The organism is Rhodococcus sp. USK13, from assembly GCF_018343855.1.
Classification (GTDB): Bacteria; Actinomycetota; Actinomycetes; order Mycobacteriales; family Mycobacteriaceae; genus Rhodococcus_F; species Rhodococcus_F oxybenzonivorans.
The window spans coordinates 3,414,752-3,436,781 of the sequence record NZ_CP069242.1 but is presented as its reverse complement, the minus strand read 5'-3'; the positions used below and the strand labels follow the sequence as shown (position 1 = coordinate 3,436,781).

General features: G+C 66.3%; 18 protein-coding genes, 1 pseudogene and 1 riboswitch. Of the genes and pseudogenes, 5 read left to right on the top strand and 14 right to left on the bottom strand.

What is annotated here, in order from left to right; genetic code table 11:
* Positions 1 to 124: 124 nt before the first annotated feature.
* Together JQT59_RS18190 and JQT59_RS18185 are read right to left on the bottom strand one after the other, a co-directional pair.
* On the bottom strand, positions 125 to 1,489 hold the full coding sequence (locus JQT59_RS18190; RefSeq protein ID WP_213577227.1) for an FAD-binding oxidoreductase: 1,365 nt from the start codon (positions 1,487 to 1,489) through the stop codon (positions 125 to 127).
* A gap of 15 nt (positions 1,490 to 1,504) precedes the next feature.
* Entirely contained in the window at positions 1,505 to 2,974 is a 1,470-nt protein-coding gene (locus JQT59_RS18185; RefSeq protein WP_213577226.1) for an APC family permease, read from the bottom strand.
* Positions 2,975 to 3,260: 286 nt separating this feature from the next.
* Here JQT59_RS18185 and JQT59_RS18180 point away from each other — a divergent pair, with 286 nt between their 5' ends.
* Positions 3,261 to 4,541: a D-alanyl-D-alanine carboxypeptidase family protein gene (locus tag JQT59_RS18180; protein WP_213577225.1), complete on the top strand. Its 1,281-nt coding sequence runs from the start codon at positions 3,261 to 3,263 to the stop codon at positions 4,539 to 4,541.
* A gap of 9 nt (positions 4,542 to 4,550) precedes the next feature.
* Here the strand turns inward: JQT59_RS18180 and yhjD are convergent, their stop codons facing one another.
* The 5 genes from yhjD to JQT59_RS18155 all read right to left on the bottom strand — a co-directional run bounded on the left by yhjD (position 4,551) and on the right by JQT59_RS18155 (position 10,168).
* Positions 4,551 to 5,573 carry an inner membrane protein YhjD gene (gene yhjD / locus JQT59_RS18175; protein WP_213577224.1) on the bottom strand — a complete coding sequence of 341 codons (1,023 nt, stop codon included), beginning with the start codon at positions 5,571 to 5,573 and terminating at the stop codon, positions 4,551 to 4,553.
* Positions 5,574 to 5,578: 5 nt separating this feature from the next.
* The gene (gene trpS, locus JQT59_RS18170; RefSeq protein WP_208961217.1) at positions 5,579 to 6,613 is read right to left on the bottom strand and encodes a tryptophan--tRNA ligase; all 1,035 of its coding nucleotides are present in this window, start codon (positions 6,611 to 6,613) and stop codon (positions 5,579 to 5,581) included.
* Between the two features lie 51 nt (positions 6,614 to 6,664).
* A complete protein-coding gene (locus JQT59_RS18165; RefSeq protein ID WP_213577223.1) occupies positions 6,665 to 7,471 on the bottom strand; it encodes an exodeoxyribonuclease III in 807 nt (268 codons plus the stop codon).
* Between the two features lie 35 nt (positions 7,472 to 7,506).
* The gene (locus JQT59_RS18160) at positions 7,507 to 8,730 is read right to left on the bottom strand and encodes an MFS transporter (protein WP_213577222.1); all 1,224 of its coding nucleotides are present in this window, start codon (positions 8,728 to 8,730) and stop codon (positions 7,507 to 7,509) included.
* Positions 8,731 to 8,944: 214 nt separating this feature from the next.
* Positions 8,945 to 10,168: an NADP-dependent isocitrate dehydrogenase gene (locus tag JQT59_RS18155; RefSeq protein ID WP_109331429.1), complete on the bottom strand. Its 1,224-nt coding sequence runs from the start codon at positions 10,166 to 10,168 to the stop codon at positions 8,945 to 8,947.
* Positions 10,169 to 10,441: 273 nt separating this feature from the next.
* Positions 10,442 to 10,561: riboswitch (SAM riboswitch) on the top strand.
* A 119-nt stretch (positions 10,562 to 10,680) separates the two neighbouring features.
* Here JQT59_RS18155 and JQT59_RS18150 point away from each other — a divergent pair.
* Entirely contained in the window at positions 10,681 to 11,964 is a 1,284-nt protein-coding gene (locus JQT59_RS18150; RefSeq protein ID WP_213577221.1) for a bifunctional o-acetylhomoserine/o-acetylserine sulfhydrylase, read from the top strand.
* Between the two features lie 2 nt (positions 11,965 to 11,966).
* Positions 11,967 to 13,085: a homoserine O-acetyltransferase MetX gene (gene metX / locus JQT59_RS18145; RefSeq protein WP_502939834.1), complete on the top strand. Its 1,119-nt coding sequence runs from the start codon at positions 11,967 to 11,969 to the stop codon at positions 13,083 to 13,085.
* 21 nt (positions 13,086 to 13,106) lie between these two features.
* Here metX and JQT59_RS18140 read toward each other — a convergent pair whose 3' ends face one another.
* Genes JQT59_RS18140 through JQT59_RS18130 form a run of 3 tightly spaced genes read right to left on the bottom strand, consistent with a single transcriptional unit; the run spans position 13,107 to position 14,892 of the window.
* A complete protein-coding gene (locus JQT59_RS18140; RefSeq protein ID WP_109331438.1) occupies positions 13,107 to 13,391 on the bottom strand; it encodes a DUF3017 domain-containing protein in 285 nt (94 codons plus the stop codon).
* A 1-nt stretch (position 13,392) separates the two neighbouring features.
* A complete protein-coding gene (locus tag JQT59_RS18135) occupies positions 13,393 to 14,253 on the bottom strand; it encodes a bifunctional methylenetetrahydrofolate dehydrogenase/methenyltetrahydrofolate cyclohydrolase (protein WP_213577219.1) in 861 nt (286 codons plus the stop codon).
* Positions 14,254 to 14,286: 33 nt separating this feature from the next.
* The gene (locus tag JQT59_RS18130) at positions 14,287 to 14,892 is read right to left on the bottom strand and encodes a pentapeptide repeat-containing protein (protein ID WP_213577218.1); all 606 of its coding nucleotides are present in this window, start codon (positions 14,890 to 14,892) and stop codon (positions 14,287 to 14,289) included.
* Positions 14,893 to 14,935: 43 nt separating this feature from the next.
* On the opposite strand from JQT59_RS18130, the gene JQT59_RS18125 reads away from it, so the two are divergent.
* Entirely contained in the window at positions 14,936 to 15,403 is a 468-nt protein-coding gene (locus JQT59_RS18125; RefSeq protein WP_213577217.1) for a tRNA (cytidine(34)-2'-O)-methyltransferase, read from the top strand.
* Here JQT59_RS18125 and JQT59_RS18120 read toward each other — a convergent pair.
* Entirely contained in the window at positions 15,384 to 16,307 is a 924-nt protein-coding gene (locus JQT59_RS18120; protein WP_213577216.1) for a LysR family transcriptional regulator, read from the bottom strand. The two genes, JQT59_RS18125 and JQT59_RS18120, sit on opposite strands and share 20 nt — an antisense overlap.
* A gap of 89 nt (positions 16,308 to 16,396) precedes the next feature.
* Between JQT59_RS18120 and JQT59_RS18115 the strand changes: the two are divergent.
* A pseudogene (locus JQT59_RS18115) lies at positions 16,397 to 17,356 on the top strand (TDT family transporter); the annotation flags it as partial.
* A 45-nt stretch (positions 17,357 to 17,401) separates the two neighbouring features.
* On the opposite strand, the gene JQT59_RS18110 reads toward JQT59_RS18115, so the two are convergent.
* From JQT59_RS18110 to JQT59_RS18100, 3 genes are all read right to left on the bottom strand, one after another.
* Positions 17,402 to 17,707 (bottom strand): rhodanese-like domain-containing protein, encoded by a 306-nt coding sequence (locus JQT59_RS18110; protein WP_159925735.1) that lies wholly within the window; start codon positions 17,705 to 17,707, stop codon positions 17,402 to 17,404.
* Complete coding sequence (locus JQT59_RS18105; protein ID WP_109331445.1) at positions 17,704 to 18,597, bottom strand: DUF4349 domain-containing protein; 894 nt, start codon at positions 18,595 to 18,597, stop codon at positions 17,704 to 17,706. The genes JQT59_RS18110 and JQT59_RS18105 overlap by 4 nt, the downstream gene beginning before the upstream one ends.
* Before the next feature lie 79 nt (positions 18,598 to 18,676).
* Positions 18,677 to 21,931, bottom strand: a complete 3,255-nt coding sequence (locus JQT59_RS18100; RefSeq protein WP_213577215.1) for an error-prone DNA polymerase — start codon at positions 21,929 to 21,931, stop codon at positions 18,677 to 18,679.
* Positions 21,932 to 22,030 lie beyond the last annotated feature (99 nt).

The window sequence follows — 22,030 nt, the reverse complement described above, 5'->3', positions numbered from 1 at the left end:
ATTTCCCCGCACACCAGCAGTTCCCGAGCGCCTGCGGTAACCGGACACGGTTACCGCAGGCGCTCTGGGCTGTGGCCCCTCCCCTCCCGCCGCAATCTGATGCGCGGCAGGCTCGGCGGGGAAATCACCTCGCCGTCGACGACCTCGGTCCAGCCGGTGACACGGGCACGCTCTGCTCGAAATTGAAGACGTTGTCCGGATCGTAGGCGGTCTTCACCTGGCGTAGCCGCTCGCAGTGCGAGCCGTAGTACTCGCGCTCCCAGTCCGATGCGGCAGCGTTGGGTACGTTGACGTAGGCGCCGTCACCGTAGGGGCGCAGTGCGCGCCAGAAGTCGGCCGCCCAACTCAGTGCCTTCGAGTTCAGGGCGCGGTCGTTCCAGGCCGCGCCCGGCTCGCAGTAGAACAGCGCGTCGCGGTGCGGGAACGCCGATCCACCGGGTGGCGCGTGCCGTACGGCTCCGCCGAAGCTCGAGCAGAAGAAGTTGCTCGGCGGGCTGGGCGTGTTGCTCATATAGCGGACGATCAGATCGATTGCCTCGTCGGGGAATGGACGACTGACGAACTGAGAGTGGAACTTCCAGAACGGTACGTCGTCCGGACCCCTGTCGACGTCGCCGTAGATGGTCGGCCAGGCGCCCTCCGTCACGGTGACGTCGGGCGTGCCGATCGCGAGCAGCGAACGTAGCTCGTCCTCGAGCCCTGCCCGTGAGCCACCGTGCAGCAGAGCAGACAGCTCGACCGCCGTGGAATCCACTTCCAGCGCACTGGTCAGCCGCTCGTCGGCGATCGGCGCCTCGCGCTGCCATGTGCGCAGCAGGTCGCCCAGGTGGTCGTGACCGGTCCACCTTGCGACCAGGTAAGTGACGGTCGAGAGCTCGTGCAGCTTCAACGTGTACGAGGTCGCAATCCCGAAGTTGCCTCCACCGCCGCCGCGGCACGCCCACAGCAGGTCCGGGTTGTCGTGCTCGGTGGCCTGGACGACCGTCGCCGAACGGGAGCCGTCGGCCACCACGATCTCGGCGGCGAGGAGGTTGTCGCATGCCATGCCCAAGCTGCGGGTCAGTAGCCCGAAGCCACCGCCGAGGACCACGCCGCCCAGACCGACCCCACCCTCCGAGCCGGTCGGAACGACGAATCCGCGTTGTCCCAGCGCCGCGACCGTCTCCTGCTGCGTCAGCCCCGTCCCGACCGTCGCCGTGCGCGCAGTGTCGTGGATGACGACGCTCTTCATCCGACTGACGTCGATGACCAGGCCCCCGTCGAGCGACGACCAACCCTCGAGACTGTGGCGTCCGCTGCGCACCCGCAGGGCAATGCCTTCCGTACGTGCCCATCGGACCGCGTTGACCACGTCCTGTGTACTGCAGCAGAACACGATCGCCTCGGGATAGTGCGAATACACACGGTTCCAGCCGACCCGCGCCGCTTCGTAGCCGTCGTCACCCGCACGCACGACCTCGCCCGTCAGATCTGCCGTGGTGAGAGTCATCTGTTCACTTTCAGGTCAGTGCGAGAAGACATCGGCGTCTCCCGGCTCGGTTTCCAGTACCTCGCGTGTGAACACCAGTAGGTAGAGGAAGTACACCCCTCCCGCGAGGAGCACACCGAGCGCAATCAGGAGTGCCGTCACAGCACTCGAGGGCGACATGATCACGAACAGCACCACCGCCGACCACACGAGGGCGCCGTACGCGATCGGCATCTCGAAGCGCCCGAGGTCGAACGCGCCCTCCTTACGATCCAAATGCTTGCGCACCGCAAGGTAGAGGACAATTATCGCGCCGTAGAGGACCGCTGAAATGACCGTTCCCACCGTGAGCAGCTCGAGCAGCGCCCCACCCGGCAACGCAGCCATCAGGACTACCCCCACGACGACGATCAAGATGGTCGCCGGAATAGGTGTCTGCGTGCGCGGGTTGACCCGGCGCATCAGTCGGTAAGCAGGGAAACGTGCGTCGCGCGACATGGCGAACACCATCCGCGAGCAGGTGGCCAGGGTCACCATCCCGGCGCCGAAGAAGGCGAACGCGATCGCGACCAGCAGCGTCCTCTCCATCACCGGACCCAACTGATCGCGCAGAATCGCCGCCACCGGTGTGTCACTGGCACTGACCCGGGCGACGTCGTCGATCGCAATGGTGAGTGCTACCAGGAACACCAGTCCCAGGACGCCTGCCGCCACCACCGACCCCACGATCGCCCGCGGAACACTGCGAAACGGGTCTTTCGCCTCCTCGGCCATGTTCGCCGCGGAGTCGAACCCGACGAGCGTGGCAAGCCCCATGATCATCGCAGCCATCAACCCACCGCCGACGGCGAAATAATTGGGGGCGCCCTCGGCGATGCCGCGTGAGGTGAGGTTGCCGATCGAGCCCTTGCCCGAGAACGCCACAGCGACGAAAAGCCCGATCGCCAGCACCACGACGATCACCAGCTCCAGCCCCACCGCGCCCGACGTGATCAAGCCGACGAGACGCGTGGAGAACACGACGAAGACCGCCTGAATGAGCACCACGACGAGCGTGATCACCCGTGCGGTGCCTTCGTCGGGCTGCATGCCGAACAGGGGCATGAGTGCGCTGCTTGCCATGGCATTGTCCACCGTCACCACACCGATGGCGAGATAACAAAAGGTCAGCCACCCGAACAACCAGCCGACTTTCGGGTTCGCCAGCCGCGACGCCCATTGGTAGGAGGAGCCACTGAGTGGTATTCGGGCCGCGAATTGGGCGATCACCAAGGCGATCAGGGTCTGACCTAGTGCGACGACGACCCAGAGCCAGATGCCCACCGGACCGGCGTCTCGGAGGACGTCGTTGTACGTGCCGAAGATCCCGACCGCCACCGAGATGAACGCGAACGACACCGCGAACACCTGGAAGGAGCCCAGGGTGCGCTTCAGCTCCGGCTTATAGCCGCAATCGCGACATTCTCGGTCTGCGGTCTGCGCGCCCACCACATCTTCTGCCGTCATCTCGGCCGCCTCACATCAGAATCGGGAATTGCCGGAAGTGCGGATCGCTTGGGAACGACGATGTCGCGACGCTCGTTCCCACCATCAGAGCGAGACTGGTCTGTTTCATACTCCCCCTACTGGATACGTATGTCAGCGTTGGTTCGGCTCCCTAAATACCTCGCTCACTTTCAGGGTGAGGCCCGCCGGACTCGCCCCGACGTCACGAATGGATGTCACTCGGCCAGTGCTTTTCTCGCGCTCGGTACCCATGGCATACGCTCCTTCTTCGATGAGGTGGCGTCGAGTGGGTATCGCAGTCGTGTCCGGGGTTCTCTTCGCCGGACTCTCGGTGACGTCTGCGGGCGCCATTCCTCCCGTCGTTCCGCCGCCGCCCACGTCGACGCCGTTCACCACTCCCAACACCGACAACTGTCCGAACCGGTCGTCTCCCGCTCCCGCCGTCGACTCTTCGGAGGTTCCTCGGCCGGGTGATCCGACACCGAGCGCGATGGCCGTGCCCGACCGCCCTGTCGGGGGTGCGAAGCTCGGTGCCTGCGGGGTGGTTCTTCCCGACGACGCACCGCCACCTCCCGCGGACATCTCCGCGTCGGGATGGGTAGTCGCGGACATCGACAGCGGTGCCGTACTCGCTGCCAAGGACCCGCACGGCCGATACCGCCCGGCCAGCACTATCAAGATGCTGCTGGCGCTCGTGGCTCTCGACGAGCTCGACCTCGACAAGACTGTGACGGCCACCGCCGAAGACGCCGAGGTGGAGGGCAGCGCCGTCGGGATCGGCAAGAACGGCCGATACACGAATCGACAACTGATGCAGGGCCTGGTGATGGCGTCGGGTAACGATGCGGCTCATCTGCTGGCACGGCAGTTGGGCGGCGACGAGATCGCGGTCGAGAAGATGAACCGCCTCGCCGACACTCTCGGCGCCCACGACACCCGTACAGCGACGCCGTCCGGGCTGGACGGGCCCGGCATGAGCAGCTCCCCGTTCGACCTGGCCCTGATCTTCCACGCCGCGATGAAGAACCCGACGTTCGCCGAGCTGATCTCCACGGAGACTGTGCAATTCCCCGGATTCCCCAGGGACCCCGCGATTCCCGAGGATCAGGACCGTCCCCCATTCGCGTTGGCCAACGACAACCAACTGCTCTACAACTATCCCGGCGCACTGGGCGGCAAGACCGGATTCACGGACGATGCGCGCCACACCTACGTCGGCGGCGCCGACCACGGTGGCCGTCGATTAGTGGTCACTCTCATGGGCGCCGAAGCTCAACCCATCCGGCCCTGGGAACAGGCCGCCCGGTTGCTGGACTACGGATTCGGGCTCGATTCAGACGCGGAGGTGGGTTCCCTCATTGATCTCGAACCGTCCGAGGACTCCTCGGGCGCGGTACTTGCAGCAACGCCGGATCAGAATTCGGCTGACACGACCAGCTCTGGCGTCGCCTCCAGCTCCGATCGCGCCCACGACACCACGGCTCTGCGCATCGGTGTAGGCGTCGGCGGTTCGGCGATCATCCTCGTGCTGCTGCTGTGGGCGTGGCGCCTCCTGCGCCGTCGTTGACTGCCGCCGTCAGCGTTTACTGCGGAACAGAAGGCCGGACAGTCCCAGCGCGGCGAGTGCGCCTGCGCCGACGAGAGCGAGTCCGCCGCCGATCCCGGGACCTTCGTTCACCTGGACGCGAGGCGTGATGACCGCCGGATCCGGCGGGGGGACGAAGGCGAGCGCGAGACTCTCCTGGGTAGTGGCCGCCCACGCGGTCGCGAAGAGCAGCATCCGGCACGTCAGGTAGATGAAGACCAGGAGACCGATGATGGGTCCGAACGCCACGCCGGCCGGACCGCTGGTGACGATCGAGAGATAGATGGCCCCGACCTGCTTGAAGGCCTCGAACACCACCGCGGCGAGCACAGCCGCCTTCATCGCACTGCGGAAGGCAACAGGTTCGCGGGGTAGGCGGGAGATCACCCAGGTGAACACCGCCCAGGTAGCGACCACGGACACCAGCGTCGACAGGACGCGCAAACCGAGGTCGATGCCCGCGATGTTGCCGAGGTTCAACACACTCACGACTGTGCCTGCCACCGGACCGCTACTGAGGGCCGATGCGCCCAGCGACACCACCATCGCCAGACCGAGTCCGATGAGAGCCCCCGCATCACCCAGCTTGGTCTTCAGGAAGCCCGGCGATTCGTGGGTACTTTCCCACATCGCGGTGAGGGCATCGCGCAGATTCGCCATCCACCCGAGCCCCGCGTAGGCGGCGCCGAGCAGGCCGAGGACACCCACGCCGGCGCGGGACGCAATCGCCGAATCGATGACGGTGTTGAGCGTGTCCCCGAGACTCCCGGGAACATTCTTGGTGATGCTCTCCTGCAGTTCCTGCAACAACTCGGGCTGGCCGGCGAGTACGAAACCGGCGATGGCGAACGCGATCATCAGAATCGGAATGAGTGCCAGCACACTGAAATACGTGATTCCTGCGGCGTAGTAGTCGCCCTTCTGCTGCTGATATCGCCCGGCGGCCCGTATCACGTGGTCGAACCAGGGGCGCGCTGCCCGCTGTTTCTCGAGGATGCTCGCTTCGTCCGCCACGGTGCTCAACCCTTCGGTGTCAGGAACCCGACCTTCTCGTACACGGTCGCCAGCGTCTGCGACGACACCTCACGGGCGCGGTGCGCACCGGCTGCGATGATCCGATCCAGTTCGGCCTCGTCCGCGAGGAACTCGTCGACCTTCGCCCGTAACGGTGTCACGAAGTCGGTGAGAACGTCGGCCGTATCGGATTTCAGATCGCCGTATCCCTTGCCCTCGTAGCCCGCCACCAATGTCTCGATAGGCGTGCCGGACAGTGCGGACTGAATGGTCAGCAGGTTGCTCACACCAGGTTTGGTCTCCCGGTCGTAGCGGATCTCCCGCTCGTTGTCGGTCACGGCGGACTTGATCTTCTTCGCGGATACCTTGGGGTCGTCGAGCAGATTGATCAAACCGGAGGGACTCGGCCCCGATTTGCTCATCTTCGACGTCGGATCCTGCAGGTCGAAGATCTTGGCGGTGCCCTTGATGATCTGGGCCTCGGGGATCACGAACGCCTTGCCGAACCGGGTGTTGAACCGCTGGGCGAGATCGCGGGCCAATTCGAGGTGCTGGCGCTGGTCTTCGCCGACTGGTACACGCTGCGGCCGGTAGAGCAGGATGTCGGCGGCCATCAGCACCGGGTAGGTGAACAGGCCGACGCTGGCGTTCTCGGTGCCCTGTTTTGCGGACTTGTCCTTGAACTGCGTCATGCGGCTGGCCTCACCGAAACCGGTGATGCAGTTGAGCACCCACGCCAACTGCGCATGCTCCGGAACCTGGCTCTGCACGAACAGCGTCGAGCGGTCGGGGTCGATTCCGACGGCGAGCAACTGGGCCACAGCGATCTTGGTGCGACGACGCAACTCCTTGGGATCCTGCGCGACGGTGATCGCGTGCAGATCCGGGATGAAGTAGAACGCGTCGAATTCGTCCTGCAGAGGAACCCACTGCTGCAGCGCGCCCAGGAAGTTGCCGAGGTGGAACGAGTCGGCGGTGGGCTGGATGCCGGAGAGCACCCGGGGCCTGGCGGTGGGCTTCTGATCTGCAGGGGTCGACATGAGTACTGATCTTTTCACGTGGGGCGGAACGAGACGAATCAGATACCGGGGTCAGCGGTACTGGACGGTGACGGGTGCGTGATCCGACCACCGCTGGTCGTAACTCTCAGCTCTCTCGACCACGGCCTGCTTGGCGCGTTCCGCGAGCGCTCTGGTGGCGATCTGGTAGTCGATGCGCCACCCGGAGTCGTTGTCGAACGCCTTTCCCCGGTAGGACCACCACGAGTACGGGCCTGCGATGTCGGGGTGGAGGAGACGCACCACGTCAGCCCAATGGGCGTCCTCCGCGAAGAGAGCGCTCATCCATTCCCGCTCGTGTGGCAGGAACCCGGAATTCTTCTTGTTGGTCTTCCAGTTCTTCAGGTCGAGTTCGGTGTGAGCGATGTTCCAGTCGCCGCATACCACCATGTGCCGCCCGGCGGCGACCGCAGCGCGGGCGCTGTCCGCCAGGTAGCGGCCGAAGGACTGCATGAACCGTTCCTTCTCCTCCTGCCGGGGCGTTTGCGCCTCGCCGGACGGCAGGTACAGGCTCGCGACCGTCAGATCGTCGAAGTCGGCCTCGAGGTACCGGCCCGCTCCCAGGAACTCCTCGTCACCGTGACCCACCCGAAAGGCGTCCGCCGGTCTACGCGAGAGGACGGCGACACCGTTGCGTCCCTTCGCCGACGGCTCTGCGGACGCGAGATGCCAGCCGCTCGCCAGCGCAGGCGCGAGAGTCTCGGCCAGCTGTTCGTCGGACGCCCGCGTCTCCTGCAGGCACACGACGTCAGCCTCTGTGCGCTCGATCCACTCGGTGAGCCCCTTGCGGGCGGCGGCGCGAACGCCGTTGACATTGACGGTGGTGATGATGTGTGGCACGGCAAGCACCGTAGCGGACGCGTACGACAGCGCGGCTACCGAGACGAACGGGAGCTGCGGCGTTCCATGGCGACCGCCACGGTGAGGACCACGAGCCCGGCCACGGCGAGCAGCGCACCGACCGCGGCGGGCGCGGTGTACCCGTAGCCGGCCGCGATCACGACACCACCGATCCAGGCTCCGAAGGCGTTCGCGATGTTGAGCGCGGCGTGGTTGAGGGACGCCGCGAGCGTTTGGGCGTCCGCGGCGACGTCCATCAGCCGGGTCTGCAGCCCCGGCACCATCGAGGCACCGGCCGCGCCCACGCCGAAGACGAGCACGAGCGCAGTGTACGGGTTGCGGGAGGCGAAAACGAAAACCGCGAGGAGCACCCCGAGCGCCGTCATCGAGACGAAGAGACCGGGAACCAGTGCCCGGTCGGCCAGTCGGCCGCCGAGGAGATTGCCCGCCACCATGCCGAGCCCGTAGATCATCAGCGCCAGTGGCACCAGGGACCGCGAGAGGCCGGCGACATCGGTGAGCGTCGTACTGATGTACGTGTAGACGGCGAACATGCCGCCGAACCCCACCATGCCGATGATCAGCGTCATCCACACCTGAGGACGGCGGAGGGCGCCGAGTTCGGTGAGCGGATTGGTCATCCGCATCGCCGCGAGTGGAGGCAGCCAGGACCAGATGGCGACGAGGGTCACCGTGCCGATGCCGGCAACGAGGACGAAGGCGCTACGCCAGCCGAGATTCTGGCCCAGCCACGACGCGGCGGGCACACCCACGACGTTGGCCACGGACAGTCCCATCATCACGAGGGCCACGGCCTTGGCCCGCTTGCCACGCTCCGCGAGGTGTGCGGCGACGAGTGCTGCGACACCGAAATAGGCACCGTGCGGTAGCCCCGCCACGAAGCGTGCAGCCATCAGGACCCCATAGTTCGGTGCAAGCACGGTGGCGAAGTTGCCGAGCGTGAAGGCGGCCATCAACGCGATCAGCAGCGTCTTGCGCTGCACTCGCGCCGTCAGGGCGGCGATGAGCGGCGCCCCGACGACCACTCCCAGCGCGTACGACGAGATGACGTGCCCCGCAGTCGGCTCGCTGATGCCCAGGCTCGCCGCCATGTCGGGCAGGAGGCCCATGGCGACGAACTCGGTGGTCCCGATGCCGAAGCCACCCAGGGCGAGCGCGACCATGGCGAGCGTGCGGACCGACGAATGATGCGCGACGACACCGGCCGGCTCGGGGCGGACGGACGTGGAGGTGCTCACAGAAGACACACTTTCGAATAGAGACGTACACGACTACACGGCAGAGAGCGCCTCAGTCGGCAACCACCTCCGGAAGGATTCTCTTCCCTGTTCCGGCCCGGACGTGCAGAGAACGGCCGTGAGCTCACTCACCCACGGCTGACCTGCGAACACAGAACGGGACGTCCCCACAGAGGGAACGTCCCGTATCTGTACTGCTGGAGGTGCTGTGTGCTTACTGCTCGGCGATGGCCTTCTGGAGGTTGATGTCGAGCGCACCGAGGAACTCCTCGGTGGTCAGGAAGCCCTGATCGCCGCCGACCAGCATCGCGAGGTCCTTGGTCATCTGGCCACCCTCGACGGTCTTGATGACCACGTCCTCGAGCTTCTGCGCGAAGGCGATGACGTCGGGGGTGTTGTCCAGCTTGCCGCGGTGCTCGAGTCCACGGGTCCAGGCGAAGATGGACGCGATGGGGTTCGTGGACGTCGGCTTGCCCTGCTGGTGCTGACGGAAGTGACGCGTCACGGTGCCGTGTGCGGCCTCCGCTTCACAGGTCTTTCCGTCCGGGGTCAGCAGCACGGAGGTCATGAGGCCGAGCGATCCGAAGCCCTGGGCCACAGTGTCGGACTGCACGTCGCCGTCGTAGTTCTTGCACGCCCAGACGTAGCCGCCCTCCCACTTGAGCGCCGACGCCACCATGTCGTCGATGAGGCGGTGCTCATAGGTCAGACCTGCCGCGTCGAACTCCGACTTGAACTCGGTTTCGTAGACGTGCTGGAAGATGTCCTTGAACGCGCCGTCGTACGCCTTGAGGATCGTGTTCTTGGTCGACAGGTAGACCGGGTAGTTCTGCTGCAGGCCGTAGTTGAGCGAGGCCCGGGCGAAGTCCGTGATGGACTTGGTGAAGTTGTACTGACCCTGGACGACGCCGCCGTCCTCGGGGAAGTTCACCAGCTCGTGCTCGATCGGCTCGCTGCCGTCCTCGGGCGTGTAGGTGATCATCACCTTGCCGGGGCCGGGAACCTTGAAGTCGGTGGCGCGGTACTGGTCACCGAACGCGTGGCGGCCGATGATGATCGGCTTGGTCCAGCCCGGAACCAGTCGCGGAACGTTGGAGATGATGATCGGCGCACGGAAGATCGTTCCACCGAGGATGTTACGGATGGTGCCGTTGGGCGACCGCCACATCTTCTTCAGGCCGAACTCCTCGACACGGGCCTCGTCCGGGGTGATGGTCGCGCACTTGACGCCCACGCCGTGCTTCTTGATGGCGTTGGCCGCGTCGACGGTCACCTGGTCGTCGGTCTCGTCCCGGTATTCGATGCCGAGGTCGTAGTACTCGAGGTTCACATCCAGGTAAGGATGGATCAATTTGTCTTTGATGAACTGCCAGATAATGCGCGTCATCTCGTCGCCGTCGAGTTCGACGACGGTGCCCTCAACCTTGATTTTGGACATGGGTGCTTCGCGTCCTCCTAGGAAGTTTCCCTGGTTACACGGTTGCGGGCACACTTTGTGAGTGGGTCCGCGAACGGTTCGCTTATCAAACGTAGACGGTCAGGACGGTCGCTGGGAGACCGTGCCTAAACAAGACAAGCGTACTGCTATGCGCCGGGCTCGCAACACCTGGGGCCCTGCAACCTGCTCCTACTCGCGGGTAACTTTTCCCTGCTAGGGGCCCTGATCGGTGCCGTTTCCGGTCGTTCGGCTCCAGCCGCTAAGATCACCAGAGGTCATGAGTGCCAGCAACGAGCCCCGGCTAGCTGGCCGGCAACCCTCCACCGCGGTGGGGTGCCCCGGGTGATGACCTGGTTCCCTGATTAACACGCAGTCGGGTGACAAGCGCGGGTCCGACATCGGAGGTTCATGATGTGTTGTTGTTGTCGTAGATAGACCCCAGCCACGCCCTGTGCGCGAACGATCCCGAATATGTCGTCCGCGCCTCGTCAGACCACTGGAGTAGACAGCACATGACCGAGAACTGGTCGTTCGAGACCAAGCAGATCCACGCCGGGCAGACATCCGACGCCACCACGAAGGCGCGGGCACTGCCGATCTACCAGACCACCTCGTACACCTTCGACAACACCGATCATGCTGCCGCACTGTTCGGCCTGGCCGAGCCGGGCAACATCTACACCCGCATCATGAACCCCACCCAGGACGCCGTCGAGCAGCGCATCGCCGCACTCGAAGGGGGCGTCGCGGCCCTGCTGCTGTCCTCCGGGCAGGCCGCGGAGACCTTCGCGATCCTCAACCTCGCCGAGGCCGGCGACCACATCGTCTCCAGCCCCCGTCTCTACGGCGGCACCTACAACCTCTTCCACTACACGCTGCCCAAGCTCGGCATCGAGGTCTCGTTCGTCGAGGATCCCGACGACCTCGAGCAGTGGCGCGGCGCGATTCGCGACAACACCAAGGCCTTCTACGGCGAGACCGTGTCGAATCCGCGGAACGACGTCCTCGACCTCCCGGGCATCTCCGGCATCGCGCATCAGCACGGCATACCGTTGATCGTCGACAACACCGTACCCACGCCCTACCTCATCCGCCCGCTCGAACACGGCGCGGACATCGTGGTCCATTCGGCCACCAAGTACCTCGGCGGCCACGGCACGGCGATCGCCGGTGTGATCGTCGACGGCGGCACCTTCGACTGGACCCAAGGCCGGCACCCGAACTTCACTACCCCTGACCCCAGCTACCACGGGGTCGTCTTCGCCGAACTCGGTCCACCGGCCTACGCCCTCAAAGCGCGGGTGCAACTGCTGCGCGACCTCGGTTCCGCGATCTCGCCCTTCAACGCGTTCCTCATCGCACAGGGCCTCGAAACGCTGAGCCTGCGCATGGAACGGCACGTGTCGAACGCGACCACCGTGGCCCAGTACCTCGAAGCCCGGCCCGAGGTCGTCTCGGTCGGGTACACCGGGCTCGCTTCCTCACCCTGGCACGAGCGCGCCAAGCAGATCGCTCCCAAGGGCGCAGGCGCCATCGTGACGTTCGAACTCGCCGGCGGAATCGACGCCGGAAAGAAGTTCGTCAACGCTCTCACCTTGCACAGCCACGTCGCCAACATCGGTGACGTGCGTTCCCTGGTGATCCATCCCGCGTCCACCACCCATTCGCAGCTGACCCCCGAGGAGCAGGCGGCCAGCGGCGTCACCCCCGGGCTGGTCCGCCTCGCCGTGGGCATCGAGGGAATCGACGACATCATCGCCGATATCGAAACCGGCCTGACGGCGGCGGCATCTTGACCGTGAGCGCACTGCAGCAGCTGCCCGTGTCGGACGGACGTCTGGGCTACATCGACATCGGTTCTCTCGAGCTCGAGAGTGGAGCCGTCCTTCCGTCGGTCACCCTCGCCGTGCAGCGCTGGGGCGAGCTGTCCCCTACTCGGGACAACGTGGTTCTGGTCGAGCACGCTCTGACCGGCGACTCCCACGTGACCGGCCCCATGTCCGACGAACATCCTTCACCCGGCTGGTGGAGCGGGATGGTGGGTCCGGGTGCACCGATCGACACCGACGAATGGTGCGTCGTCGCCACCAACGTGCTCGGCGGTTGCCGGGGCACGACAGGGCCGGGTTCGATCGCCGAAGACGGCCGTCCGTGGGGCAGCCGCTTTCCCGAGATCTCCATCCGCGACCAGGTTGCGGCCGAGAAGAAACTCACCGACCTTCTCGGCATCGGGAAGCTGGCGTCGGTCATCGGCGGGTCGATGGGCGGAATGCGCGCCCTCGAATGGGCCGTCACCTACCCCGACCGGATCGCGTCCGCACTCGTCCTGGCCGTCGGTGCCCGCGCGACCGCGGACCAGATCGGTACCCAGACCACGCAGATCGAAGCGATCATCAGCGACCCCGACTGGCAGGGCGGCGACTATCACGGCACCGGGCGGATTCCCCGTACCGGGCTCGGCATCGCCCGCAGGATCGCGCATCTCACCTACCGCAGCGAGAGCGAGCTCGATTCGCGGTTCGCGAACTCCCCGCAGGTGGGCGAGGACCCGTGGCGCGGCGGCCGGTATTCCGTCGAGAGCTATCTGCAGCACCAGGCGGACAAGCTGGTCGGCAGGTTCGATCCGAGCACCTATGTGCTTCTCAGCGAGGCGATGAACCGGCACGACGTCGGCCGCGGCCGCGGTGGGGTCGCCGCTGCGCTCGCCACCGTGACTGCACCGGTGATCGTGGGCGGCGTCGATTCGGATCGGCTCTATCCGATCCGCCTGCAGGAGGACCTCGCCAACGAGATCCCCACCTGCGACGGCCTCCGGGTACTCAACTCCCGGGACGGCCACGACGGGTTCCTCACCGAGGCCGATGCCGTGGCCAAGCTGCTTGCCGAGACGATGGAATTGGCCCGCACAGGGCGCTGACGTTCCGCCTGCTCGGGACCGTCAGTCGGTCCCGAGCGGGTCGATCGACACGGCGAGCCAGACGATGGCTCCCCCGACGGCCACCAGCGCGCCGACGTCGAACGACTTGCTGCGGACGGCGAGAAGGCCCACGCGCTCGGAGGGCATCGTCAAGCGGAAGATCGCGGCCAGCAGCGTCGCGGCACCGAAGACGAACGCTCCCCGTCGCCACCGTTCGGCCAGCACGAAGACGACGGCCACCGCGATGACGAGGAGAACGGCGAGCATCGGCAGATTCTTTTTCGCGAACTGCCCCCAGTCCGCCATCTCAGCCGCGAGAAGCCGCGACGCGCTCGGCCCGCTCCACGACGTTGCTCAGCAGGAATGCGCGGGTGAGGGGTCCGACACCGCCCGGGTTCGGTGACAGGAAGCCGGCGACCTCGGCGACATCGGCCGCCACGTCTCCGCGCAAACCGTCCTCGGTGCGGCTGACACCCACGTCCAGCACGGCCGCGCCGGGCTTGACCATGTCGGCCGTGACCAGCCCGGGAACACCCGCCGCGGCGATCACGATGTCGGCGCGGCGGACCTCGCCGGCCAGGTCCCGCGTGCGGGTGTGGCAGAGCGTGACGGTGGCATTCTCGCTGCGCCGGGTGAACAGCAGACCGATCGGGCGGCCCACCGTGACACCGCGACCGACGACGACCACGTGCGCCCCCTCGATCGGCACCTCGTAGCGCCGGAGAAGGTGCAGGATTCCGCGCGGCGTGCACGGCAGCGGCGCCTCCTTGCCCAGGACGAGCCGACCGAGGTTGACGGGGTGCAGTCCGTCCGCGTCCTTGTCGGGGTCGATGCGCTCGAGGGCGGCGTTCTCGTCGAGCTGCCGGGGCAGCGGCAGCTGCACGATGTATCCCGTGCAGTCCGGGTTGGCATTGAGCTCGTCGATCGTGGCGTCGAGCTTCTCCTGGGTGATATCACCAGGAAGGTCTCGACGGATCGACGTGATCCCGACCTTGGCGCAGTCGTTGTGCTTGCCGCGCACGTACGCCGCCGATCCCGGATCGTCGCCCACCAGGACGGTCCCGAGCCCGGGTGTGATGCCCTGGTCCCTCAGTGCGGTCACCCGCACCTTCAGGTCTTCGAAAATCTCGTCGCGGGTGGCCTTGCCATCGAGGATCGTTGCAGTCACGGAGCCCATTCTCTCAGGTACCCGATACATGCGTCAGGTCGGTTCCACCACCAGCCCGTGAGCGGCGGCGTAGGCGATGGCCTGGGTCAGTTCGATCTGTGTCCCGTCGAGTGAGGCCGCCGTCCACAGATGTGCGTCCACGTGGGCGCCCCGCAGGTCAGCGCCGCCCAGTTTAGCGCCCCCTGTCCGGGCACCGAGGAGGTCAGCCGCACGCAGAACCGTGCCCCGCAGGTCGGTTCGCACGAGGTTGGCCTCACGGAACCGACAGTCGGTGAAGTCGAGGTCCCGCAGATCGGCGCCGCCGAGCGAGGCGAGCGTGAAATCGCATTCCTCGACGATCATCGGGCGCAACCGGCAGCCGTCGAACTCGGAACCGAGGAAGCTGCAATGCCGGAACGTGCTGTGCCACAACGTTGCCCGCGTGAACGAACAGGACCGAAAGGCCGTTCCGACATGCTGCGACTCCGACAGGTCGGCACCGGTGAAGTCGCAGTCCGTGAAGATCACCGATTCCGTGCGCAGTCCACTGAGATCGGCGTCGCGGAAGTGGCACTTCGTGTAGTGCCGCCGACGCCAGTCCTGACCCGGGAGTCGCGCGTCGCCGAAGTCCTCACGCACCACTTCTTCCACTGCATCCATCCGTCCATCATGCCGCCCGCCGGCATACCCCTAAGCTGTGCGGGTGTTCCGAGTGATGTTCCACGAACCCCGTATCCCACCCAACACCGGCAACGCCATCCGCCTGGTGGCAGGCACGGGATGTGAGCTGCATCTGGTGGGGCCGCTGGGGTTCGACCTCTCGGAACCGAAACTCAAGCGCGCGGGGCTCGATTACCACGACCTGGCGTCCGTGACCGTCCACGAAAATCTGGACGCCGCGTGGGCGGCAGTCGAACCGGCGCGAGTGTTCGCCTTCACAGCCCATGCCACCGTGTCGTACGCCGATATCTCCTACGAACCGGGCGACGTACTGCTCTTCGGCCCCGAACCCACCGGGCTGTCGCAGGATGTGCTGTCCGACCCGCACGTGACGGAACGCCTGCGCATCCCGATGTTGCCCGGCCGGCGGTCGTTGAATCTGTCGAATGCCGCTGCCCTGGTGACGTACGAGGCGTGGCGGCAGCACGGATTCAGAGGGGCTGCGCTGTAAGTCCGGCTCCCGCGGTGGCCCCGACCGCGATGTCGAGGAAGTCCCGTGCGGCACCGCGCACTCCCCGCACCGGATCCCAGACGGCCGACAACCGCCGCGGAAGGGTCAACCCATCCACCTGTACCGAGGCCAGCCGCCCGTCGGTGAGGTCGGCTGCTACCGCGAGGGAAGACAGCACTGCCGGGGCGTTTCCGGCGATCACCGCGGCCTTCACCGCGGTGCACGAGGTGAGCTCCAATAGAGGTGGGACACAGTGCGGTACCGCATTCTCGAGCGTGGTGCGCGTTCCCGAACCCGACTCCCGTTGGATCATCGGCGTGGTTGCCAACTCCGACACGGGGATCGGCGAGCGTCGAACCCAGTGATGGTCCGGCGGGACGACCACGACGAGATGATCCCGGCCGATCTCCCGGGACTGCAGTCCCGGCGGAATGTCGGGTCCCTCGACGAAACCGAGGTCGGCCTCACCGGACAACACGCGCGCCGTCACCTCGGACGAGTTGAGCAGGCGCACCGATGTGACCACGTTGGGGTATTTGCGCCGCATCGCGACCGTCCAGCCCGGAACGAGGTACTCGGCGATGGTCATGCTGGCCGCCACCGTGAGCCCGGCCTGCCTCTCACCCCGCAGTGCCGCGACTCCGGACGCGAGCTCCTCCGCTGTCGCGAGGATGTGACTGGCCCATTCGAGAATGAGAGCACCCTCGGCCGTGGGCCGCACTCCGCTGGCGCCGCGGCTGAACACCTTGATGCCGAACAGACGCTCCGCCGTGCGGACCCGCGCGCTGACCGCCTGCTGACTGAGTCCGTGTTCGCGGCCCGCCGCACCCATGCTCCCGAGACGCTCGACCGACAGCAGTACATCGAGGGCATTGAGTTCGGGGACTCGGGGAGAGAGCGGCACATCCCAAGGCTAGTCCCACAAACGCGATTTGTGGGTACGCAACCGCAAGCCTTCTACCGGCGGCGACAGGTACTCGGCAGGCTGTGGGCATGACGCCGAATTGGTTCGCAGCCGTGATGGGAACCGGCATCGTCGCGGTCGTGGCCGCCTCGCTGCCGACCGAGGTTCCCGGCGTACGCGGCGTGTCCGAGGTGTTCTGGCTGCTCGCCGCCGCGCTACTTCTCACATTGGCCACCGCTCTCGGGCGCCACTGGTTCCGGTGTCGCGACGAGGCTCTGGCCGACGTCCGCAGCCACACCATGTTCCCCTTCTACGGTGCCGTGTCGATGGCCCTGTCGACGGTCGGCGCGGCCACCGGCTCGGCCGGTCACCACCGTCTCGGCGAACTGTCGGTGACCGTGGCGGCGGCGCTGTGGTCGATCGGGACGGTCGTCGGCGTCGTCACCTACGCAGTGATGGCCGGCCGACTGCTGCAGCCGTACCGGGTGACGCCCACGCCGTCGTGGTTGCTGCCGGTGGTTCCCCCGATGGTGTCCGCCTCGGGCGGCGCCGCACTGGTCCGGCACCTCCCGGAAGGCGCGCCGCAGATCACGTTGCTGGTGTTCTGCTACGCACTGTTCGCGCTGGCTCTCACCGCGGCAGTGGCGGTCACCGTCGTCGTCGGCCGGCAATTGCTGCGCGACGGCCTTCCGGGCACCGCCCTCGTCCCGACCTTGTGGATACCGCTGGGAGTGATCGGGCAGTCGGTCGCGGCGATCAACCTACTCGGCGCCGCGTCCGGGCACGCCTGGCTCCACACGGTCGGCGTCGTCTACGGAACTACCGTGGGCGCGGGCGGTGTTCTCGCGCTCGCAACCGTGATCACGGTGACGGCGCGGGCTTTTCACCGAGGACTCGACTTCACGCCCGCCTGGTGGAGTTTCACGTTTCCCGTCGGTACCTGCGCTCTGGGCGCGAACGCACTGGGCAGCGCGATGCACTCGACGGTGATCGTGGGCGCGGCAACGACGCTGTGGTGTGCGTTGCTTCTGATCTGGAGCGTCGTGGTGTTCCGCACGCTGCGCTACCTGCATCGACTGCTGGTCGAGCGTGCGCTAACCGGTTTCGACGGGTCGTCCCGACTGCAGCCAGGCCGAGGTGCCGCCGGCGACCGACACGGCGTTGATTCCTCGACCGTTCAGGTATTCAGCGGCCTGCAGGCTGCGCCCACCGACCGCACAGATCACGTACACGACGTCGGCGTCGGGTATCTCCCCGACTCGGGAGACGAACTCGCTCAACGGGATGAGGGTCACGCCCGGCACCCTCACCTGCGCGTACTCGTCGGCTTCACGCACGTCGATGACGGGGGCGCCTGACGCCAACGCCTCGTCCAACGCCGACAGGTCGACTTCGATCATTCGGTGTTCGCCTCTTCTTTCTGCGGCGCCGTACCGGTCGTGGGCCGGCGCGGCGTGTTGTACATCCGGCGCAGACGGTACGCGCCGTAGACGACCAGTGCGATGACGGCCACGAAACCGAACCAGGGAATCAGCGCCCCGACGACCACCGCGCCGCCCTTGATCGCCGACAGCAGAGCGTGCCACCCGGCGACGAGACCCTCCCAGAAGTTGTCGGGGCCCGAGCTCGGTCTTTCCGTGTCAGTGGTGGTGACGTCGATCGTGAGGGTGGCGAGTGCGATCTGATCGCTGAGCAACCGCTTCTGCGCGGTAAGGCTGTCCAGTTCGCCCTGCCGCTCCGACAGTGCCCTCTCCGCTTCGATCAGATCGGCGGTGTTCGCGGCCGACGCGATGAGCCCCTGGAGCCGGGTGACCGACGCTGTCAACGCACCGATCCGGGCATCGAGATCCTGCGACTGCATCGTCACATCGCTCTTGGTGACGCTGACGCTGGTGACCTTGCCGAGTTCTCGCAGATCGTCCAGCGTGCGGGTGAGGTCGTCGGCGGGCACGCGGATGGTGAGGGAACTGCTGGCATCCTGATCTTCCGAGCCGGGCTGCTCGGTGAGCTGATCGACACGACCACCCACCGCATCGACCTTGTCGACGATCTGCCTGCCCACCGCAACCGGGTCGTCGGCAGTGATCGACACCTGGCCGGTGATGATTTCCTGCCGTTCGGTGGGTGCCTGATCCTTCGCGGGCGCCTGCAGCGCACCCCCCGCTTCCAGCGACCTGCTGTCACCGGGCACCGGCGCGGGCGCGGGCTGGGAAGAGTCGCTGTCGGATCCGCCACACCCCGCCAGCACCAGCGACATGAGGACGATGGCCGACAGAACGTATCTCTTCATGCCCGAATGTTAGCGGTGTGCCGAAGGCCCGGTTGACGATCGACGACGACATGTGCCCGCACGCGATCACCGAGCGCGCTCAGCGGAAGTCCCGGGACTTGGCCTTCATCCGCAAGTCCATCAACTGCAGGCGATCCGCCACCACCGTGACGGCCCCCTCCGCATTTTGGACCTTGCCCCGCACCAGGAGCGCAGGTGCAGTGTTCGCGAGCTTGCGGTACTTCGCCCACAGGCCCACCGAACACACCACATTGACCATCCCGGTCTCGTCCTCGAGGTTGATGAACGTGACACCGGCCGCAGTCGCCGGGCGTTGCCTGTGTGTCACGGCACCGCCCACCAGGACCCGATCGCCGTCGGGAATCTGCAGCAACCGGGCTGCCGGAATCACCCCGAGCGCATCGAGTTGCGGGCGAAGGAACTGGGTGGGATAGGTGTCCGGGGACACTCCGGTAGCCCACACATCCGCTGCCGCCAGTTCGAGATCGCTCATTCCCGGCAGGGTCGGCGCCCGAGTGGACGCCCCCATTCCGGGAAGCCGGTCACGCCGCTCCCCTGCCGCGGCGCCCGCGGCCCACAACGCCTCCCGCCGGGTGATACCGAAACTGTCGAGGGCCCCTGCAGTGGCGAGCGACTCGGCCTGGGCCGTGTTCAGTTCCACCCGGCCCGTGAGATCGAGGAAGGAGGTGAACGGACCCCCGTCGTTCCGGACTTCGACCATGCGCTCGGCCAGTGCGGTACCGATGTGCCGCACCTCCCCGAGACCGAGCCGCACCTCCAGGCCCCCGGCCTCGACGGTGGCGTGCGCGAGACTGGCGTTGATGTCGGCACCGTGCACCCGCACCCCGTGCCGTCGGGCGTCGGCCACCAGCGACTGCGGCGAGTAGAACCCCATCGGCTGTGCCCGCAGCAGACCTGCGCAGAATGCGGCCGGATGATGCAGTTTGAACCACGACGAATAGAACACCAGCGCCGCAAAGCTCTGCGAGTGACTCTCGGGAAACCCGAAATTGGCGAAGGCGTACAGCTTCTCATAGATCCGGTCGGCCACGTCGCTACCGATTCCGTGCACGTCCCGCATGCCTTGATAGAGCCGGTCCTTCAGCTGCTCCATCTTCTCCGTCGAGCGTTTGGACCCCATGGCCCGGCGAAGCTGGTCGGCCTCGGCCGGAGTGAACCCCGCGACATCGACCGCTACCTGCATCAGCTGCTCCTGAAACAACGGCACCCCCAGGGTGCGTTCGAGCGCCTTCTCCAGCGACGGGTGGTCGTAGGTGACCGGTTCGAGCTTGTTGCGACGGCGGATGTAGGGATGCACCGAACCACCCTGGATGGGTCCGGGCCGGATGAGAGCCACCTCCACCACCAGGTCATAGAAATTCCGCGGCTTCAGCCTCGGGAGGGTGGCCATCTGCGCCCGCGACTCCACCTGGAACACCCCGACCGAGTCGGCCCGCTGTAACATGTCGTAGACGGCCTCCTCGGACAAGTCCAGTTGCGCCAGATCCACTTCGATCCCTTTGTGCTCGGCCACCAGATCGATCATGTAGTGCAGGGCCGAGAGCATGCCGAGTCCCAGCATGTCGAACTTCACCAGGCCCACCGCCGCGCAGTCGTCCTTGTCCCATTGCAGGACGCTGCGGTTCTCCATGCGCGCCCACTCCACCGGGCACACGTCGGCGATGGGCCGATCGCAGATCACCATGCCGCCGGAGTGGATGCCGAGATGCCGTGGATATCCCTCGATCTGGGCTGCCAGTTCGAGCACGGCAGGGGGTATGTCGGTGCCCTCCCCCTTTCCGACGCCTCCCCAGCGATCGACCTGTTTGCTCCACGCATCCTGTTGGCCCTGCGAGAAGCCCAGGGCCCGTGCCATGTCCCGCACCGAGGACTTCCCCCGGTACGTGATGACGTTGGCCACCTGCGCCGCGTACTGCCGCCCGTACTTCGCGTAGACGTGCTGGATGGCCTCTTCGCGGCGGTCCGATTCGATGTCGACATCGATGTCCGGCGGGCCGTCGCGTTCGGGTGAGAGAAAACGTTCGAACAACAATTTGTTGCGCACAGGATCGACGTTGGTGATGCCGATGGCGTAGCAGACCGCCGAGTTGGCCGCCGAACCCCGTCCCTGGCAGAGGATGTCGTTGTTCTTGCAGAACGACACGATGTCGTGGACCACCAGGAAGTAGCCAGGGAAGTTCAACGTCGTGATGGTGTCGAGCTCGTGCTCGATCTGCCGGTACGCCTGCGGGTGGTCCTCCGGTGCACCGTAACGGCGGCGCGCCCCTTCCATCGTGAGCTGACGCAACCAACTGGCCTCGGTGTGGCCGTCGGGCACGTCGAAGGGTGGTAGCTGCGGTGCGATGAGCCGGAGGTCGAAGGCGCATTCCAGCCCGAGTTTCGCCGCACCGCTGACCGCTTCCGGGTACGCGGCGAAGAGGTGGGCCATCTCCTCGCCGGAACGCAGGTGGGATCCGCCCGTCGGAGGTAGCTGCCCGGCCGCGTCGTCGAGGCTGCGGCGACCCCGGACCGCGGCCATCGCCATCGCCAGCCGCCGGCGCGGGGGGGCTGCGAAATGTGCTGCAGTGGTAGCTATTACACCCAGTTCGTGCTGTTGCGCGAGTTCGGCGAGGCAGTCGTTGCGTTCACCGTCCTCCGGAATGCCGTGGTGTGTGAGTTCCACCGTGACCCGCTCGGCCCCGAACCGGTCGATCAGCTCGCGCAACCGGCGGGCCGCCGCGTCAGTACCGCCGTGAGCCAAGGCCTGACGCACCTGCCCCTTGCGGCAACCGGTCAGGATCTGCCAATGACCTCCCGCCGCATCGGCGAGCCGGTCCATGTCGTAGAGAACTTTGCCTTTCTCTCCTCCTGCCAGGTGCGCTGCCGCGATTTCCCGGGACAGTCGGCGATATCCCTCCTGTCCTCGTGCAAGGACCAGCAGATGGGCGTCGCCCACGGTGAGCTCGGAACCGAACACCGTGCGCATGTTCAATTCCTTCGCCGCCTCCGCGAACCGGACCACACCGTAGAACCCGTCGTGATCGGTGAGCGCGATGGCCTCGAGACCCAGCCTGACCGCCTCTTCCACCAATTCCTCCGGCGGGGAGGCACCGTCGAGGAAGCTGAACGCCGAATGCGCGTGCAGTTCGGCGTAGGGGACGGTGGAGCCGGCACGTATCTGCTCGCCTGCCCGATACTCTCCCCGCTTGCGTGACCACGCCGGACTGTCGCTGCCGTCGCCCGGATACAGCGACTGCGGGTCGACGCGTCCGGGTCGGCCCGACAGGACCCGCTCCATCTCCGACCACGACGGCGGACCGTTGCCCCAACCCACTACTACACACCTCTTCATGCCGAGCACGTGCCGTGCCGAAACCATGGAAGATGCCACCGGGGAAGACGCATCATTCGAACGCAAGTTCGAACACTCTCA